Below are 18,289 nucleotides of genomic sequence, written 5' to 3'. Positions count from 1 at the left end.
GGTTTCTGGCTATGCTTGCAGTTGATGGTATGGATTGCCTAAATGTTCACTGTTTAAGTGAAATAGCTAAAGGAGGTGCAGTGTGGAATACCAGCCGTACATTGAGGTTGATCCGCAAATAAGGGGAGGGAAAGCCTGTGTGACAGGGACCAGGATAGCCGTAGTGGATATTTTGCAGATGCTCAGCGCTGGCATGACCACTAGCGAAATCATCGAAGACTTCCCCAACCTAGACGAAACCAAAATACGCGCGGCAATAGGATATGCCGCCGATAATCTTCCGAAAGGCAATGAGGTCTAATTTAACGTCGGCTCTTCCATAACTGGTAGGTGCTCTCAATCATCCGATGTATATGCCTACGAAACTCTTGCGGTAGCTTCGAATAAAGCTGCGCAATCAGCGGCGGAAAGGGAATCTGCGCGAAGTGGTGCAGGTACTCGATGCCGTACACCTCCGCCATAGTAATCTCCACCGCCTCACACCAAGCCGGCAGCAGCTCCGCGGGTATCTTCTGCTTGCCTGTTTCCATCTTCGAAACTTGAGATGGCGCCAGTCCCAGCTGCCTGGCCAGCTGTGCGATCGTTTTCCCCTCCTGTTTCCTTGCGTTGCGCAGGCGTTCGCCCAGTGTTCCGGCCTCGTAGTCATCCATTGCCCTTGCCGATTGCTGCCTTCTGGTAATAAACTGTATAAATATACAGTTTTCAAGGTTTCCAGAATGAAGCTTTCCCCACTCTATGGCCACGGCATTGCCTGTGGCTTTCCCTCTCCTGCCGATGACCACAAGGAGGCGGCCCTTAGCCTGGATTAGCATCAGGCCCGGCGGTGATTGTGATGGCCGTGGTCGCGGTCGCCGCTGCGGCTGCCGCCATGTATTTTGCTAATCAGATCCCCGATAACTACAACCAGACCACACCCGATGGTTCCACCATCTACAACCCCAACGCTCAGGGTAATCAGGCGCGGCTGATGGGTGTGGTGCCCGAGATTGCCGGCCGTCATAAAGTCTTTCCCGATTTGCTTAACCAGCCGCGCCGGGAATATATCGGCAACGATCAATATCTGTATTTAATGATGGCGGTGGGCGTTGGTGAGTATGCCGTGGACCCCGAGGAAATCTTTATCGGCAACACACCGGTCAGCCGCTATTTTGGCGATATCGACTACAAGCTGTTTGGCCCTGGTGAGAGCATTACTAGTCACGAAGCACATCGCAACGTGTATACCTCGCCGGAGGTGGGCAGCAGCGGCGGCCAAACCGGGCTGGAATTGGAGGGGAGTCTCAGCTCTTCAGGTTCCGGTTTCAGCCGCACGCGCTGGAGCATGGCCGGCCACACTCTGAGCTGTTACGAATATGACGCAGAGAGTGGCAGTTATCTTTCATGGCCATTCCCTTATGGGGTGAATGAAATCATCACTATTAGTGGCAGTGCCAGCAATAACGGTGATTACCGAGTGGTTTCCAAGGGCTCTGTGAATAGCGCCACTATGGAAAAGGTGGACGGCAATGGTGACCCGGATGTGGCCTGGACCGGTTTCACCAGCTCCCAGCATGAGTCCATCACCATCGCTAGTAGCAGCCCGAGTGATACCAGCTATAGTGGCCCTTTTTTCGCCTGTCCAGCCAACGAGCTGACAGACACAATTTGGCTGGATTTTTTCTTGCCGCAGGGGCTAGGCCGGTTAAAAGATAACGGAGACTTCGAAACTCGCTCTGTCACCATTGAAGTTGATTACCGGGCCGAGGGCAGTAGCAGCTGGACCACCATCAGCCACACTTTCAGCGGCGCCACCAACGACCAGATAGGCTTCACCAAAAAAATTAATCTCAGCAGCCGGATGCGTCCAGAGGTTCGCGCAAAGCGCACCACCCCAGGCACTGACGATACCCGCGTATACGATAAAGTGCAGTGGACTGTACTTAAGGCTGAGCTGGACAGCGCCAGCCGTTATGAAGGCGTGACCACGATTGCAGTTAAAATTCGTGGCACCAATGCACTGGCTGGCAGCGCCGAGAATAAATTCAATCTCATCGCAACCCGCAAACTTCCCGTCTATGAAAATGGCAGCTGGTCTGCGCCTCAACCCACTGAGGATATAGCCCCGTTCTTTGCCTACGTGATTAAGAGCGTCGGCCATACTGATCACCAGATTGGCCTGGAGGAGATGGAAGGGCTCCATAGCCTATGGAGCGCGCGTGGCGATACCTTCTCGGCGGTATTCGATAACAAAACCACCCTGTTCGAAGTCCTGAAAAAAGTGTTAGCGGTGGGCTATGCCGAACCCACTCTGGACTATGGGCAAATCATTCCAGTGCGCGACGGCCCGCGCACGGCATTCGAACACATGTACCAGCCGGACAATATGGTCGGCGAGTTGGAAAGGGATATAAAGCTGTTTGATCCCGACGAGCCGGATGGCATCGAGGTGGAATACTTTGACCCGCAAACCTGGAAGCCGGCCACAGTGCTCTGCACCTTGCCGGGAGACCTGGGCCAGGCACCGAAAAAGGTCCGGGCCTTCGGCATCACCGATAAAACCAAAGCCTGGCGCTTTGGTATGCGGCAAAGGCGCACCCAGCGCTACCGCCGCACCCGCTACAGCTTTAAGACCGAAATGGACGGCCTCAACAGCCGTTATCTGAGCTACTGCGCCCTCGCCGACGATATCCCCGGCTACTCGCAGACGGGCAGGGTGCTGGCAGTAAACGGCCGACTTATCACTCTGGATGCGGAGCTGGAGTGGGGCACAGGTACGCACTTCCTCGCCCTGCGCAAACCAGACGGCACCCTGTCTGGTCTCTATGCGGCAACGCCAACCGATAGCGCCAACGTAGTAGAAATCAACTCTAATCTGGATTTTACGCCCACATTAGATGGAAATATGGAACCGCCGCTGTATATGTTTGGCCAGGCCGAGCGCTGGAGCCACCCGGCACTCATCACCGATATTAAACCCAGCGGCACCGAGCGGGTGAGTATGACCGCTGTGAATTATGATGAGCGGGTTTATGCGGATGATGATGGTAGTCCGGGTTGATTGCAGAGGCGGCACATAGCCTAGCCGGCATAGTTCTATTGCAGCTATGGCGATTCCGAGTGGGTGATACTGGCTTCGGTTTTCAGTAGTGGAGAGGCGTGTCGCCAGTGCGAAGGCCCGAATTATAGAGCCATGGCTTACATCTGCAGAAAGATCCCCCCTAACTTATTGATTTAATTATGGGTAAAATGTGCTCAAGAGCGGGAAGTTGAACCAGACGACTTGAGCCAATGGCTTACTATCTCTGGTTACTATTTAGACGGCAGTTTATAACCTGCTGTAAATAAGGGCTTTTTTTATGGAGCTTGAAGGCTCCATTCCAGAAATAGTGGCCAAATGGATAGTGAGCCACTGGCTCTTTAATAAACTGTTAGTTGCTCAAGGAGATTACAACCATCATCTTATCAGACAACGAAAAGTGGCTATTGGTTGAATTGACTGATTTCGGTAAAACTCTACCAGAGTTAATATCAGAGATTCATTCTGATGCTACGGAAGGTAGCCTCATTGAAAAATATGAGCTGGCAATTGGCCTTGTAAAATCATTGGTGTCAAAGGGCCTGATTTCACTCTGTCAGATTGATAGAGCTTCCAAAGAGCCATACTCTGTTGAGTCTGTAAAGACATTAACCAATGATGATTTGGAAAGCTTCATTAATGATCCATGGAACTGGAGTAGCTCATTTTCAAGAGACAATAAATGGCAGTATGAGTTGGCTCCAACTAACCGAGGGGAGGCCGTGCTAGATGAGATTTTCGGAGTCCAAAAAAGCAACTAACGAGGTGCTGCAGCTGACGGCGTTAGTTGCTCTTAATGAAGATAATGAAACATAAATGCCCACACTGTGATAAAAAGGTGATTTCGAATTGGGGTAAATTCAATTCCAGCGCGTTGCACCCCGCCATTTGTCCAAACTGTGGTGGTTACTCTAAGCAGCACTACGCTGGTACAGCACTTGAGAGCTTACTGGTAACTTTTGGTGTTCCCGTAGTCTTGCTATGGTCTCTCCTCGCTAAAACCTGGTGGCCAGTCTTTGCCTCTGTGTTGGTTGTTATATCTAGCGGTATTCTTAAATTCTTATACGTCCCGATGGTTGCGGTTGACCTACAGGCAGCCAAAAACTATCACTGGTTTGCTTTTGGGTGCTTAGTTATAGTTCTAGCTTGGGTCTCCTATGAGGCACTTGGAAGTTAAGCAACTAACAAATCAATTAACTACGCGCCTTCGGCGCCCGACAGCTTACACTCCGCTTCGCTGCGTTCCAGCTGCGGGTTATTGAGGCGTTATGCACTGAATCTAATATGAAATCTGATTACAAGTGGCTTGACAGCTGGGTAAAAGAGATAAAGGGGAAGTCAGCTCTAGAGCTTGGTGCAGGTACGGGTATAGATACGCAGATTCTTAGATCTATTGCGAGTAAACTGATAGCGACTGACTTGGTGCGAAATGATCCGTTGGATATTGAAGAGCTAGATCATAGCGAGCCATTGCCATATGAGTCGAATAGTTTTGAAGTGGTCGTAGCAAGTCTTTGCTTACATTACTTCGATTGGAATAAAACTGAAGAGATAGTATCCGAACTTTACAGGGTATTAACGCCTGGTGGTATGTTAATAGGCCGAGTAAATTCGAAAAATGATACCAACTACGGAGCAACTGGTTACCCTGAAGTTGAATCGAACCTCTTCATTGTAAATAATCAAGCTAAGCGTTTCTTCGACAAAGCTGACTTAAGTAGGCTCTTCAACAAGAAATGGGATATCTCGTTCATTGTGGAAAAGACTATAGATCGCTATAGCATGCCGAAAACTATTTTGGAGTTTAGGGCTGCCCGTGCATAACAAACGCAAGCAGGTTGCTCTGGCCCTTCGGGCCTCCGCGGGACACCCAACGCTATGCATATTTTGTGCAGATCGCTGCGCTCCCAGTTTTGCACAAAAGGTGCACAGCATTGGTTGCCCCTGTTGCGGGCGTTATGTTTCTATGATGACCCGAATATTTTTTGTATTGGTGACAATCAGTGTTTCAGCGTGTGCCATGCAGCGCGCGCACCACAATGTCGTAATCGTAAGTGAAGCCCCGGAGGGGTGCAGAAAAGTCCACTGGTATTCGGTAAGAGCTAATTCGGAAAATTCTATATCTGAGAAAGCAAAATCAGACGCGTATAGACGTGGAGCAAATACAATATACAGTCCGTCAGGTACTGAGGTTGCGTTGCACTCAAAATATCAAATGGAGCAGTATTTTCAGTCATATGTGTGCCCAAAAACATAACAAAGCCGGGCAGTTGGCTCCGGGCCTACGGCCCTCCGCGGGACAGCTTACCTTGTGCAAATTTTGCACAGGTCGCTGCGCTCCCATTGTCGCGCAAAATGTGCACAAGGTAAGCTGCCCCTGCCGGCGGCGTTATGTGTAGGCCGTTATGAAATCGATAGTTCTACTTCTATTTATAATTTCTAGTAACGCCATGGCATCTGGCGCATGTGTTTGTAAAGGCGATGCGACCGTAATTAGTACTTCTGAAGTAGCGGTCGAGGTTTCTATCTCTGAGGGGGTAGCTTGTGAGGGTAATGGTTGTTGTATAACTGGGAACTCTAATTACTCTGTCTTCTTTGAAAAAGAAAATAGCGTAGAACCTTTTCATCGCTATATGTCAAAATCGGGGGCATACCTGAAAAACATGCCAAAATCATATGAATTCGGTTTCGTCTATTCGTGCAGTACAAGTGAAGAAGGTGGTTTTTCACAGTGGCTTATAGAACCACAGAAATAAAAATACATAACAAGTGCCGGCACGACCGCAAATGCTGCGCATTTTCTGGACCTTCGGTGCTTCGCACCTCCGGCCCGTGCGGCAGGCGTTAACTGCGTATGAAATTCATGCTTGCGTACAACATTGAGGATCACGGATGGGCCAACTCCACGTTACAGTGCAATGGGGAAACCTATGAAATCGATTCGATCTCTTATTTGTCGGATGCTTTCGCAGAGCTTTCTCAAGCTGTTCTCGATTTGCTTAATGGCGTACCGGAATCGGATTGTGGGTTTGACCATGAGCCGGGAAGAACAAAGCTTCGATTTACCGTCGAAGGTGACGACGTTCTAATTCAAGTGTATGAGTTTGATAATGAGCTAATGGATGAGCCTTGGGATAGAGGTAAATGTGCTCAACGTTTCAAAACGCGAATATTAAGACTGAAATCACAGTATCTTGAAGAGGCTGATAGAATTTTGGAAAAGTATGGCGCTAAAGAATACGAAGAGCTCTGGGGGTATCCGTTTCCAATGGATATATACAAAAGAGTAAAAGCAGTTAACAAGTAGCTGCACAGGAAAAACTACTCGCTTCGCTCGCATTTTTCTTGTGAGCTAGGCGTTAGTAGGCATAAGCAATGAGCGAACTTAGTCAAGACACTAAAAATCTTGTTCATTCTCTGTATAAGTCCAGAGAAGCTCTTGAGGTTTGTGACATGCTAGAAATTGAATGTGGAACTGAAGCACTGTCATGTGAAGGCTGGACACCTAAGCAAATGGAGCGCATCCGATACGCTGTATTGAGGCTTGCAACTGAAAAATCGATGAGCTTCGAAGCTATCAATCTTGCTAAAACAGATTGGCGGAATCTTTTAATGGCAGCAGAATTTGGCAATGAAGTAGATGCTCATGAAAAGTGGGCGCACCGACATGCCAACTAACAAGCCGCTGAAATTCGTTCCGTCCACAAAAAGCGTGGCATCCACCGGACTCGCTAACGCTCGCCGTTTAGCTGGGCGTTATGAATAAAAACTATGTCTAATCTCAAAGACCGTCGATGGCGTCGAAAAGGCCTCGATAGAAAAATCGAGACTCCTTCATGGGGGGAGCTTGCTTTTGGGAAAAAGCTTTTCAATTTGCGGCATATGTTACTAGCTGTATTTACTAGTGGCTTCATATCTTTTGCAATGCTATATCAGCTTATAACCTATGGGCATTGGGAGGCCAAAGGAGCTAAAGTAGATGGTGCCGTGGGCTATGGTGTTGCCTTTTTCCTTCTAGTAATTTTCATAGCCCTACTTATTGCAACTATTAAAGACTGGCGGAGAGGCTAATGCATAACAAAAAGCAGCACGATTGCCCACAAAATATGTGGGCTGGACGGCCTACGCTTTGCTTCGGCCGCCCGTGTGCTAGGCGTTAGCCTTCTTAGGAGACAGAATGCCCATAGCTAGAACACTCTCAGTTAATAGGTTGGAAATACAAGATGACATTTCAGAGTCTTGTATTGACGGTGTTGTAAATGATCTAAAAGTGAAAGTAATACAGACTTGCGGTCCTATTACTACTGAGAGCTGGAAACTACTTAATGATCTCCTGATACCTAAACGTCCAGATATTGAGATAAGGATCTATGGTCATTATTCGAAAGTATGCGACCTAAGTACTCTGGCTTATATACCATCTGTTGAAACCTTGTCTATCGATTGTCTAAGAGAAGTAAGTGATCTAGAAAATATCACGCATTTGAAAGCACTAAAGTCATTATCTGTAGGTGTTTATAATCTAGATAACTTTGATTTCCTAGAATCCCTGCCTCAATCAATGGAGGCATTATTTCTCGGCGCTACAAAGTCAAAGAAACCTAAGTTAGATGGCTTGTCAAATCTACCATATCTAAAAGAGTTGTATATCGAGGGGCAAAACAAAAATATTGAAATAGTAGGTGAGCTCGAATTTCTAGAGAAGCTTACTCTAAGGTCTGTTAGTCCAAAGGACATTAGCTTTCTACGAAAACTCAGTAGATTGTGGTCTTTAGATATCAAGCTTGGCGGAATAAAAGATCTTAGTGCGATTGAAAGTTTGGAAAATCTGAAATACTTGGAATTATGGCAGATCAAAGGTCTATCTGATATCTCTGTAATATCAACTCTCACCGGGCTGCAGTATCTATTTCTCCAGTCACTTCGAAACGTAGACGAATTTCCAGATCTAAGTAATCTTACAAAATTAAGAAGGATATATTTGGAAACAATGAAAGGGCTGGAGGATTTAGATGGTTTGTTCAAAGCCCCAGCTTTAGAAGAGTTTATTCATGTATGTGCCCAAAATATGGCTCCAGATCAATACGATCAGTTGTTGGAACTGAAGTCCTTAAAGAAAGCATTGTTCGGCTTCGGTAGTGACAAAAAGAATAAACAGATGGAAAGTATGATGAAGCAGAAAGGCATTGAAGAGTATTCGCATGAACGATTTCTGTTTAATTAGGTATGTCAGGGCTAACAAGACGCTACTGTCGGACAAATTTTCCGCTGCGCTTCAAACTTGCCGCAGGCCGTGACGTTAGCATTCGTATGAGATATAGATGAAGTTTTTGAGAATCGGCACGCTAATCGTAACCGGGTTTTTTTTAGGGTTTACGACTTCCGCCTTTATGGAAGGCAGAGACAGATTACTTTATGAAATGGAAGGGTACAGCAGAGAGGCAAACTTCGTAAATATCCTTTTGGATCGTTACAGCCAAGACTGCGATAAGTTTAATTATGGACAGTACTATGCATTTCAAGACCATGCATTAACACGTTATGAGGGCCTTCTTTCTAAAAGTGCCAAATTCCCATACCTATTGAGAAGTGATGAAATGACTGTGCACTATGATTCCATAATTTTCTATAGAGAAAATTGGGCGAGTACAAATATGGCGTTGGAAAGGTGTTAGAGGGGAAAACAAGACAAAATGCTAACAAGGCGTTGCAGCGCGACGTCCAAAGCTGGTAACTACTTTCGATTACTCGGTGAATATGCAAGCGAAATTCCTATGGTAGCTGTGCATATAGACGAGCTATAAGTGGCGGAAAGGGGATCTGCGCAAAGTGGTGAAGGTTCTCGGCCCCGTACACTTCCGCCAGGGTAATCCCCACCGCCTCACACCAAGCCGGCAGCAGCTTTGCGGGTATCTTCTGCTTGCCTGTTTCCATTTTTGAAACTTGAGATGGCGCCAGCCCCAGCTGCCTAGCCAGCTGTGCGATCGTTTTCCCCTCCTGTTTCCTTGCGTTGCGCAGGCGTTCGCCCAGTGTTCCGGCCTCGTAGTCATCCATTGCTCTTGCCGATTGCTGCCTTCTGGTAATAAACTGTATGAATATACAGTATTCAAGGTTTCCAGAATGAAGCTTTCTCCACTCTATGGCCACGGCGTTGCCTGTGGCTTTCCCTCTCCCGCCGATGACCACAAGGAGGCGGCCCTCAGCCTAGATGAGCATCTGGTCAGCAAGCCGGCGGCGACCTTTATGGCGCGGGCGAATGGGGATTCCATGATGGGGATTGGCATCTTTGATAAGGATCTATTGATTGTCGATCGCTCTCTAACCCCTGCTCATGGTGATGTGGTGGTGGTGGCCCTGGACGGCCAGCTTACCTGCAAGGTGCTGGACCAGCAGCAGGGGCGGCTGCTCTCTGCAAATGATGATTATGCCCCAATCCCCATTTGGGAAGGGCAGGAATTGATTGTGGAGGGGGTGGTTAAAGCTTCGGTGCGTTACCACCGGCCGCGCTGAATGCTGGTATTGGTGGACTGTAATAGCTGTTACGCCAGCTGTGAGCAGATATTCCGGCCGGATCTGCGTGGGCGCCCGGTGGTGGTACTCTCCAATAACGATGGCTTTGTGGTGGCGCGCTCCAAGGAGGCGAAGCTGTTGGGCATCGGCGATCTGGAGCCCTTCTTCAAGGTTCAGCACCTGCTGCGCGCGCACCGGGTGGCGATCTTCTCCAGCAATTACCCGCTGTATGGCGATATCTCCCACCGGGTAATGACCACCCTCCGCGAGTTCAGCCCCAATGTGGAGGTCTACAGCATTGATGAGATGTTTCTAGATCTGCACGGGCTGCAGGAGGATTGGCAGGATTACGGCCGCAAGATCCGCAATACCCTGTGGCGTAACATCCGTATGCCTGTCGGTGTGGGTATCGCCCCCAGTAAGACCCTGGCCAAGCTCGCCAACCGCGCGGCCAAGAAAATTCCTAAGTGTGATGGCGTCTGTGCGTTGGATACGCAGGAGAAATGGCAGTGGATGCAGCGCCGCACAGCTGTGAATGATGTGTGGGGTATAGGCCGTCGCCTTACAAAGCGTCTGGTGGATTTCGGTATAGAGACCGCCTATGACCTGGCGCAGGCCAACCCGAAAATCCTGCGCCGCCGCATCAACGTGAATATTGAGCGAACAATCGAAGAGCTAAACTGTATCCCTTGCCTGGGCTTGGAGGAAGAGCCCCCAGCGAAAAAGCAGATCTATTGCACCCGCTCCTTCGGCGAAAAGCTCACCGACTTAGCGCCCATATTGCAAGCCGCGACCCCCTATGTCAGCAGGGCCGCGGAGAAACTGCGCGCACAGAAATCGATGGTTAAGTCGATTCACGTATTTCTGCACACCTCACCCCATGAACCCAACTACTACAGCCGCAGCGCCGTAGTGCAGACCCCATACTCCACCGACGACACGCGGGTAATCGTGCGGCTGGTGAGAGAAGCCATTGCGGACTTGTACCGCCCCGGCTGCCGCTTTATGAAAGCAGGCGTAGGGCTCATCGAAATTATCCCCCGCGCGCTGGGGCAGGGTGATTTGTTCACCCCTGGACAATCGCTCAGGGCAGGGCAGACCATGCAGGCGATGGACAGGGTCAATAAAAAGTTCGGTCGCGGGACGTTGTTTCTTGGGGCAGAAGGTATCCAGAAAAAGTGGAAGATGCGGCAGGCATTTACATCGCCTGCCTATACCACCCGGTGGGGGGATTTGCCTAGGGTGGTGACTTGAAGCGATTGCGGAAATTTTACTTTTAGGAAATAACCTTTAAATCAGGTGAGATTTATGGCTCACCTGATATAAAAGGTAAAACTATTAATATTTCATTACTGGCTTCTTAAAGGGTCAAGCTTTTCCAGCCTGATGATGCGCAAACATATAGTAGCGATTCAGATTGATGTATGGTCATGCGACCTACATCGGATGAGCTATTACAATCAGAATCGGGAGGAGTTCCTGCAGAAGTATCTAACTGTATATACCCTGGAGAATCGTCGTTCTCGATCGGATTTTTGACAGAGAAATTACCTGCATGCGTAATCCTCACCACTTCATGGAATTCGCCTTCGATGTTTTTGTCGTCAAAATTGTCCTCCATTGAGGCTTCCCATGTTCCCATTTGAAGGTATTCACCATCTTTCCACGCGATATCTCCTTCATCGGGCCCTGCACCTTCGATATAGAGTCCAGGCTCATTTTCGGGATTTATAATATTAAAGCGACCCTTAAAATAATTTTTGTAATCGTCAAGTACATTTTTAGAGCCTACACCAACTCGCCCCTGTTTGTTTATAGACATCCTTGCTTTGCCATCCGTAAAAAAACCAATCCAGCCGCCATGCTGGCTATCCTGGTTACCGTAGAAGTGAGCACCGGCTCCATTGTTATTTGGGTTAACACCGTCAGAGACGGCTCTCAGTGCAAGCTCTTCCCTATATGGTAGGCATTCATTCAATTCTGTATCTTTGCACTCCTTATCCAGATTTACATTATGGTCCTCGGGTCGAATGAAACCTGAATAATGGAATATAGTTGAATGGCTATTGTCGCCAATTAATTTCAATCTAGTTTTAGTGTTGCCGGGCACAAATTCACTGTGGCCGGATTCCTTTATATCGTTCTCGGATTCCTTAACATTTTCAGTGTCAATCTCCAGCCAGTTAATATAGCTTTCGGTAGAATCTATCCAATTTCCAAGCTGGAATGTATCATCATTCAAGACCGCAATATCACCTTCAGTAGAGCTGGCACCAGATATTAGTATCGCGGGTTTTTTTGATCCTGAGTCTTTGATGTGCAAAGTGGCTTGAGGACTTGTAACTCCAATGCCAACATCTTCATAAAAACTTTCCGCAACGGCTACGCCTGAAGTGACAAGACCAATTAAAAATATAACGTGTACTTTATTCATTCAACATCCCTTATATCCTATTTATAAGCAGCAGATCTAATTTTACCTGACAGTTTGTTCCCCAGCATTTTTTCAGCGATATGGGGCTCGGTCAGTTAGGAAAACTTGCCATGCCGCCTTGCGCAAGTCATGCACCGATCAGTGTTTCATTTCATAACCTCTGAGCAGGCTTAGCCTCTGAAGGGGATTGTAAAGTATTAATAGCGGTAAAACATATCACTGTTCCAGAAATAGCTGGGGGAACAATACAAGCGCAGGACGGATTCAACAAAACGCTTGGTTAAGGGTCACTATGTCTGGGTGCTGAAAGAGTACAGGAAATTGGCATAGGCAGGCGTTTATATTGCTTGCCTATATCTTTCAGTGAGATCAACTGTCGGTGATTGCAGTCTAGTTGCTGTGTAAGTGTACAGCTTTTAAGTGTGTCAAAAATTGACCAGCTAAGTAATCATGGGGTTTATTGCGATGCTGAACCACCTTGATATTTACACATAAAGGCCTGTAAATGTATGATAGTTATAGAGATTTAGGTTTGATTGTGGCTCCTGAGGTCGCGGGTTCGATCCCCGTCGGCCACCCCAGATTCTTCCTTGTTTATCAAGGACTTAAAACCTCGCCAAGTGCGGGGTTTTTTCGTTTTGGGGCAAAATGTACATATACAGTGTACGAATTTTACCACATGGCAGTTTTCTCTACGCTCGAAGGTGTATATATCCCCAGTACACTGCGCTCTACTCATCACCCCCTTTTTCCCCGCTTTCCCCACCCCTATTTAGCGGGATAACCTTGTCGGGGGTGCGATTGTAGCGCTCGGCCATGGAGGTTGTTTTATGGCCAGTGAAGTGTTTCACGTCTCCCTCAAAGTCACTTGCGGCTTTAATCTTCAGGTCGTGAAACCGGAAGCGCTCTTTGATGATGCCTGCGGCCAAAGCTGCACGCTGCTCGCGCTGCCATACGGCATTGAAACCTGTGCGTGTATAACCCTGTGGAGCACGCGCGGTGATAGGCGGTATTCGATAACAAAACCACTCTGTTCGAAGCCCTGAAAAAAGTGTTAGCGGTGGGCTATGGCCAGATTATTCCGGTGTGTGACGGCCCGCGCACGGCGTTCGAACATATGTACCAGCCGGACAATATGGTCGGCGAGCTGGAAAGGGATATAAAGCTATTTGACCCCGACGAGCCGGATGGCATCGAGGTGGAATACTTCGACCCGCAAACCTGGAAACCGGCCACAGTGCTCTGCACCTTACCGGGAGATCTGGGGCAAGCACCGAAAAAAGTCAGGGCATTCGGCATCACCGATAAAACCAAAGCCTGGCGCTTCGGCATGCGGCAAAGACGCACCCAGCGCTACCGCCGCACCCGCCACAGCTTTAAGACTGAAATGGATGGCCTCAACAGCCGCTATTTGAGCTATTGCGCCCTCGCTGACGATATCCCCGGATACTCGCAGACGGGCAGGGTAGTGGCGGTTAATGGCCGACCCATCACCCTGGATGCGGAACTGGAATGGGGCACCGGTACGCACTTTCTAGCCATGCGTAAGCCAGACGGCACCCTATCCGGTCTCTATACGGCAGCGCCAACCAGCAGCGCCAATGTCATCGAGGTAGATTTCAATCTGGATTTTACCCCCACACTAGATGGCAGCATGGAACCGCCGCTTTTTATGTTTGGCCAGGCCGAGCGCTGGAGCCACCCGGCACTCATCACCGATATTAAACCCAGTGGCACCGAGCGGGTGAGTATGATTGCGGTTAATTACGATGAGCGGGTTTATGCGGATGATGATGGTAGTCCGGGGTGATTGCAGAGGCGGCACATAGCCTAGCCGGCATAGTTCTATTGCAGCTATGGCTATTCTGAGTGAGTGATACTGGCTTCGGTTTTCAGTAGTGGAGAGGGCGTGTCGCCGGTGCGAGAGCCTGAGTTATAGAGCCATGGCTTACATCTACAGAAAGATCCCCCTAACTTATTGATTTAATTATGGGTAAAATGTGCTCAAGAGCGGGATGTTGAACCAGACGACTTGAGCCAATGGCTCACTATCTCTGGTTACTACTTAGACAGCAGTTTATAAGCTGCTGTAAATAAGGGCTTTTTTTATGGAGCTTGAAGGCTCCATACCAGAAATAGTGGCCAAATGGATAGTGAGCCACTGGCTCTTTAATAAACTGTTATTGGTCGCTCGCTCCAGTTTTGTGAGGGTTCCGTTAAGAATAGCAGATGATTATTGGGGTTCTGTATAAAAAAACAGTATTGGCGGGGGAGCCCATAGTCAACGGTTCGACCTTCGTGTAAGCTTCGAAGCTTCAGCGACGCTCGCATAACGAAGTTGATGCGGACGGCGCAGCCGCCTCGAAGCAAGGCCGCGAACCTAGAGCTGCTAATTTCTCTCTCCGAATCGTGGTAGACAGTAGCAAGAAAGATATTTGTAGTGGATTTGTACACAATGCCACGAGCAACAAATAACAACCCGATGATGCGGAAACCTAAAAGTTGTCATTCCCTTTGCTTGCGCAAAGGTACCGCCAACTTCCTTAACGGTTCCGCATATCTATTTTCGTTAGCATTCAGTAAATATGAAATTTTTATATAGAATACTGCGTTGGCTGTTTCTTTGAACTATTGGAGTTTCAGCAATCCTTATATTCTTAACTATAGGATTTGTCTGGTTGTGGGATATAAACTCTATTAACTCAATCGGCGAGGCTAAAGAACTTCTGAGCAAACATGGCAGTATCGAGCACGAGCTAATAATTAATGAGTGCTCGAAGTTAATAAAGGATGGAGAAGAGCGCACTTTAATGCATGAGGATATCCCAGAAGTGCTAAAGTCGTTGTCGCCACAATATGTCCGAGCTTCAGAGTACTCATGTGAGGTAAACCTTTACAAACAGCCAGGCAAAGGAATTGGCTACTTTGTAAAAAAAGCTCCCAGTGGCTCTTTCATCCTTAGTTGGTTTAACCACTTTGAAAGTTGGGAAAGTCATGATATTGAAGTCAAATAGTGAACATGCTAACAATCACAGGCAGTTAGCGTCGGCCCCTATAGGGGCCTCTGCGGGACGGCCTACGCTTCTCTTCAGTCGCCCCTGCTGTGGGCGTTAGCTGCCTATGGAGAGTTTAATGCAAATAGAAAGTTGGTTAGCATTCTGTTCGATTGCCTTGTTGGCAACAGCAACTCCAGGACCAGCAACTTTGTTGGTATCAACAAACAGTTTGATGTATGGTTTCAAAAAATCATTGATTACGGTTTTGGGTAATATTTCTGGGCTACTTCTTATGTCCAGCTTTTCTGTTTTAGGCTTGAGTGCAATTGTTCTCAATTCGGCTATTGCTTTTACTATATTAAAAATCGCAGGTGCAATTTACCTTATCTACATGGGTATAAATCTATGGAGGAAAGGCATAACGCCAATGGGATTAAAGCAAGCAAAAAAAGGTAAGAAGCATACTGTCAGTCTATATTTTCAGGGTATTTTGGTTTCCGTTACAAATCCTAAGGCGATTGTTTTTACAACAGCATTATTCCCACAGTTCATAGTAGTTTCAGAGTCATTGCTTCCACAGTTCACTGTGCTGGTTTTGAGCTTTATGTGTTCATCGTTTGTCTGCCTATCTACATATTCGTATCTGGCGCAGAGAGCAAAGAACAAAACAGCCAAAATATTTTCAGGTTCTATTGCAGGTAAAGTATTTGGCTCAACATTCATCGGTGCCGGTTGTATATTGGTATCAGCATCAAGGTAATCGGCAGCTAACAAGTGGTTGCAAGTGGCGTCTACGGCGCACTTTTGCCAAGCGTTAGAAAACAATTGAAATAAAATATGAAAATTGCTATATCGGGTTCACACTGCACAGGAAAGACAACTATTTTAGACGATCTTGGTATTTCGCTTGACAACTTTGAAATTATAGAGGAGCCATACATTCTGCTTGAAGAAAAGGGACATGAATTCAGCGACTCACCAAGTGAAGATGATTTTATAGCTCAGCTAGACTATTCCATTGAATTGATAACAAGTAGTCAGAACAATAGGTTGTTTGAACGTTGTCCATTAGATTTCGTCGCTTATATAAATGCTATAAATAACAACTCGGTATCACTGGAAGAATACCGTGAACAAATTCTAGAGGCGATGAAGCTAATCGACATTGTCATTTTTGTCCCAGTGGAAAACCCTGATAGAATTAGATGTCCTGATTCGGAAAGCCCAGAGCTGAGAAAGGAAGTCGATATTCAGCTTCAAGATCTAATATATGAATTTGAAGGTTCTAATGAGTTTCAGGTTGTTGAAGTTAGGGGGAATCCTAAAGAAAGAATCAAGCAAATTACGTCGTTTTTAGACTCAATCTGAATTTTTTTAACAAGTCGCTCCAGCTGACCTAAATCCGCCGCCGCTGCGCGTCTCAGGATTCGGTCAGCTGCACTCAGCGTTATCGCCGACTTTTCCATAGCTGGTAACTACATCTGTTCAAGTATTTCGGCTCTTAACAAAGTGTTGTGCCGGACAGGCCGGTGGGCACGGCGCTATGTACCGTTGCATAATTCCAGCTGATTTTTAAAGTAAGTAGTTTTTATGAATCATACAGAGTTAGACCTAATTGTTGCTGAGCTTATGTATCCAGTTTTGGTCGATTTGGCCCCAAGTGGGAACACAATTGGATATAAAGAGATTGCAGAACTAATAAAAGATAGAAACCCGAATGTTACTGAGATTAGAAATATCACCCAGCGCCATATCGGTAGAAAACTTGGAACAATTTGGGAGTTTACGAAGTCACAAGGATGCCCGCATATTGGCTCATTGGTAGTATCTAAAGGTGGCGAATGTGGAAGTGGTATTACGAGCATAGTAAAAGATCTACCTGGAGAACGAAAAAAGGTAAGAGAGTTTGATTGGACTAAAGTGTCACTTGGCTTTGAGTCCTACATGTCAAAAATGAAAATTCAAAAAAAGGAGCGTGATGCTAAAAAAATAAAACGATCCAGGGGTGAGGCAAAAGATTGTTTTTACTCATACTGGAAAGAGGTCAAGGATAAAGCGCCTGTATCCATTGAAGAAGCCAAAAAAATAAAGGAAAAGATACTGGAGTTGGTTCAGGGTGGGATGAGTCCTGAGGAGGCATTTTCTCAAGAGCTCATCAGGATTTTTCAGGGTAAGAAAAATGAAACTCCATCTGTTGGTTTTATATTTCTCGGAGAATATATTGATTCGGAAACAAGAGAGCCGTTATTTAATCAGTTTAAGGTCGGATATTCATCGAATCTCGAAAAACGTGCAAATACCTTAAGTGGTGGCGTGTCAGGTCCTCTTGAATTCGATATTAAGTTTTACTGGGAATTTGATTCTTGTGAAGCTTTTGCGGTAGAACAGGCCTTGCATGGTAGGTTTTCTTGTTATAGAAAAAAGGGTGAGTTTTTTGATAGTTTAGATTGCATTTTACCTGAGCTGATTGATGATGAAATAACCAGTAAATTCGGTGGCCTGCTTAAATCAACGAATTTTGGTGAAAATACATAATGCGCTTTTTACTGCCTATCCTCCTTTCTGCTGCCTTGGCCGGCTGTTTTAAAGTTGAAGCCAAAGAAGAGCGCGGCTATGACCGCCATGAGTGGCTACCGAAGTGGTCCGACTCTGATGGCGATTGCCAGAGCACTCGTCATGAGCTTCTGGTGCAATACTCCCTGGCCCCGGTCAGCTTCACCAATGAGAAAGGTTGCACGGTAGACACTGGCCTCTGGTTAGACCCCTACACCGACAACTTCTATACCCTGGCTTCAGACCTGGATGTTGAACACATCGTGCCGCTGTCCTGGGTGCACGAGCACGGCGGTGCTAATTAGACTGTAGAGCTGAAGCGCCAGTTTGCGGAAGACCCTGAGAATCTATGGTTGGTCGATGACGGCCGGAACCAAAGCAAGGGTGACAAAGGCCCGGACGAGTGGATGCCACCCTATGAGCCCGTCCAGGCCATCTATGTACAGCGGTTTATGGCGATAGTGGAGAAGTATGGGCTGAAGTTCTCAGAACAGGAATCAGCCCAGATTTTGGCACTGCTGGACGAATAAACCGCACCCTCCCAGCTTCTACCAACCTTACAGGGTGCCACCCCGGCACCCGCCATCCTCCTGTATATCCTGACTCCCTAAGCCCACCAGTGTGGGCACCGTCTTCTTTTTGTTATCGGTACTGTATATGCATGCAGTATTTTGATAGATTGCCTTTGTGGCGCTAAAAGCTCCACTAGAAAATTAAGTGTCCATGAGAGCCCCCTCAACC

General features: G+C 47.2%; 19 protein-coding genes and 1 pseudogene. 16 read left to right on the top strand and 4 right to left on the bottom strand.

Annotated features, from left to right (window positions below; genetic code table 11):
- The first annotated feature begins 82 nt into the window (after positions 1-82).
- A complete protein-coding gene (locus tag ACJJIJ_RS09730) occupies positions 83-301 on the top strand; it encodes a DUF433 domain-containing protein (protein ID WP_226644417.1) in 219 nt (72 codons plus the stop codon).
- 1 nt (position 302) lies between these two features.
- On the opposite strand, the gene ACJJIJ_RS09725 is transcribed toward ACJJIJ_RS09730, so the two are convergent.
- Positions 303-650 (bottom strand): helix-turn-helix domain-containing protein, encoded by a 348-nt coding sequence (locus ACJJIJ_RS09725; protein ID WP_444939418.1) that lies wholly within the window; start codon positions 648-650, stop codon positions 303-305.
- 182 nt (positions 651-832) lie between these two features.
- Between ACJJIJ_RS09725 and ACJJIJ_RS09720 the strand changes: the two genes are divergently transcribed.
- The 7 genes from ACJJIJ_RS09720 (at position 833) to ACJJIJ_RS09690 (ending at position 8,279) form a co-directional block, all read left to right on the top strand.
- Positions 833-3,037: a host specificity factor TipJ family phage tail protein gene (locus ACJJIJ_RS09720; RefSeq protein WP_444939417.1), complete on the top strand. Its 2,205-nt coding sequence runs from the start codon at positions 833-835 to the stop codon at positions 3,035-3,037.
- Between the two features lie 374 nt (positions 3,038-3,411).
- Positions 3,412-3,816: a hypothetical protein gene (locus ACJJIJ_RS09715; protein ID WP_444886469.1), complete on the top strand. Its 405-nt coding sequence runs from the start codon at positions 3,412-3,414 to the stop codon at positions 3,814-3,816.
- A gap of 523 nt (positions 3,817-4,339) precedes the next feature.
- Positions 4,340-4,879: a class I SAM-dependent methyltransferase gene (locus ACJJIJ_RS09710; RefSeq protein WP_444886468.1), complete on the top strand. Its 540-nt coding sequence runs from the start codon at positions 4,340-4,342 to the stop codon at positions 4,877-4,879.
- Between the two features lie 1,030 nt (positions 4,880-5,909).
- Positions 5,910-6,362: a hypothetical protein gene (locus ACJJIJ_RS09705; protein ID WP_444886467.1), complete on the top strand. Its 453-nt coding sequence runs from the start codon at positions 5,910-5,912 to the stop codon at positions 6,360-6,362.
- A gap of 68 nt (positions 6,363-6,430) precedes the next feature.
- Positions 6,431-6,733: a hypothetical protein gene (locus ACJJIJ_RS09700; protein ID WP_444886466.1), complete on the top strand. Its 303-nt coding sequence runs from the start codon at positions 6,431-6,433 to the stop codon at positions 6,731-6,733.
- Between the two features lie 93 nt (positions 6,734-6,826).
- Positions 6,827-7,126: a hypothetical protein gene (locus ACJJIJ_RS09695; protein ID WP_252082806.1), complete on the top strand. Its 300-nt coding sequence runs from the start codon at positions 6,827-6,829 to the stop codon at positions 7,124-7,126.
- 106 nt (positions 7,127-7,232) lie between these two features.
- Positions 7,233-8,279 carry a leucine-rich repeat domain-containing protein gene (locus tag ACJJIJ_RS09690; RefSeq protein WP_444886465.1) on the top strand — a complete coding sequence of 349 codons (1,047 nt, stop codon included), beginning with the start codon at positions 7,233-7,235 and terminating at the stop codon, positions 8,277-8,279.
- A 548-nt stretch (positions 8,280-8,827) separates the two neighbouring features.
- Here the strand turns inward: ACJJIJ_RS09690 and ACJJIJ_RS09685 are convergent.
- Positions 8,828-9,109 (bottom strand): helix-turn-helix domain-containing protein, encoded by a 282-nt coding sequence (locus ACJJIJ_RS09685; protein ID WP_444886464.1) that lies wholly within the window; start codon positions 9,107-9,109, stop codon positions 8,828-8,830.
- A gap of 66 nt (positions 9,110-9,175) precedes the next feature.
- Between ACJJIJ_RS09685 and ACJJIJ_RS09680 the strand changes: the two genes are divergently transcribed.
- Entirely contained in the window at positions 9,176-9,565 is a 390-nt protein-coding gene (locus tag ACJJIJ_RS09680) for a LexA family protein (protein WP_444886463.1), read from the top strand.
- Positions 9,566-10,819: a Y-family DNA polymerase gene (locus ACJJIJ_RS09675; RefSeq protein WP_444939416.1), complete on the top strand. Its 1,254-nt coding sequence runs from the start codon at positions 9,566-9,568 to the stop codon at positions 10,817-10,819.
- Positions 10,820-10,925: 106 nt separating this feature from the next.
- Here the strand turns inward: ACJJIJ_RS09675 and ACJJIJ_RS09670 are convergent, their stop codons facing one another.
- Together ACJJIJ_RS09670 and ACJJIJ_RS09665 are read right to left on the bottom strand one after the other, a co-directional pair.
- Positions 10,926-11,999 carry a hypothetical protein gene (locus tag ACJJIJ_RS09670; RefSeq protein ID WP_444939415.1) on the bottom strand — a complete coding sequence of 358 codons (1,074 nt, stop codon included), beginning with the start codon at positions 11,997-11,999 and terminating at the stop codon, positions 10,926-10,928.
- Between the two features lie 731 nt (positions 12,000-12,730).
- Positions 12,731-12,928: a site-specific integrase gene (locus tag ACJJIJ_RS09665; RefSeq protein ID WP_444939414.1), complete on the bottom strand. Its 198-nt coding sequence runs from the start codon at positions 12,926-12,928 to the stop codon at positions 12,731-12,733.
- 92 nt (positions 12,929-13,020) lie between these two features.
- Between ACJJIJ_RS09665 and ACJJIJ_RS09660 the strand changes: the two are divergent.
- The 6 genes and pseudogenes from ACJJIJ_RS09660 to ACJJIJ_RS09635 form a co-directional block, all read left to right on the top strand.
- A pseudogene (locus tag ACJJIJ_RS09660) lies at positions 13,021-13,809 on the top strand (host specificity factor TipJ family phage tail protein); the annotation flags it as partial.
- Positions 13,810-15,131: 1,322 nt separating this feature from the next.
- On the top strand, positions 15,132-15,755 hold the full coding sequence (locus ACJJIJ_RS09655; RefSeq protein WP_444939413.1) for a LysE family translocator: 624 nt from the start codon (positions 15,132-15,134) through the stop codon (positions 15,753-15,755).
- A gap of 77 nt (positions 15,756-15,832) precedes the next feature.
- Entirely contained in the window at positions 15,833-16,363 is a 531-nt protein-coding gene (locus tag ACJJIJ_RS09650) for an AAA family ATPase (protein WP_444939412.1), read from the top strand.
- 222 nt (positions 16,364-16,585) lie between these two features.
- Entirely contained in the window at positions 16,586-17,530 is a 945-nt protein-coding gene (locus ACJJIJ_RS09645) for a GIY-YIG nuclease family protein (RefSeq protein ID WP_444939411.1), read from the top strand.
- A complete protein-coding gene (locus tag ACJJIJ_RS09640; RefSeq protein WP_444939410.1) occupies positions 17,530-17,853 on the top strand; it encodes a hypothetical protein in 324 nt (107 codons plus the stop codon). The genes ACJJIJ_RS09645 and ACJJIJ_RS09640 overlap by 1 nt, the downstream gene beginning before the upstream one ends.
- 102 nt (positions 17,854-17,955) lie before the next feature.
- A complete protein-coding gene (locus tag ACJJIJ_RS09635; protein WP_444905010.1) occupies positions 17,956-18,078 on the top strand; it encodes a hypothetical protein in 123 nt (40 codons plus the stop codon).
- The last annotated feature ends 211 nt before the right edge of the window (positions 18,079-18,289 follow it).

Source organism: Microbulbifer mixtoriginis (SeqCode) (genome assembly GCF_052467945.1).
The sequence above is the reverse complement of the archived record's forward strand: the minus strand, read 5'-3'. Positions and strand labels throughout refer to the sequence as shown.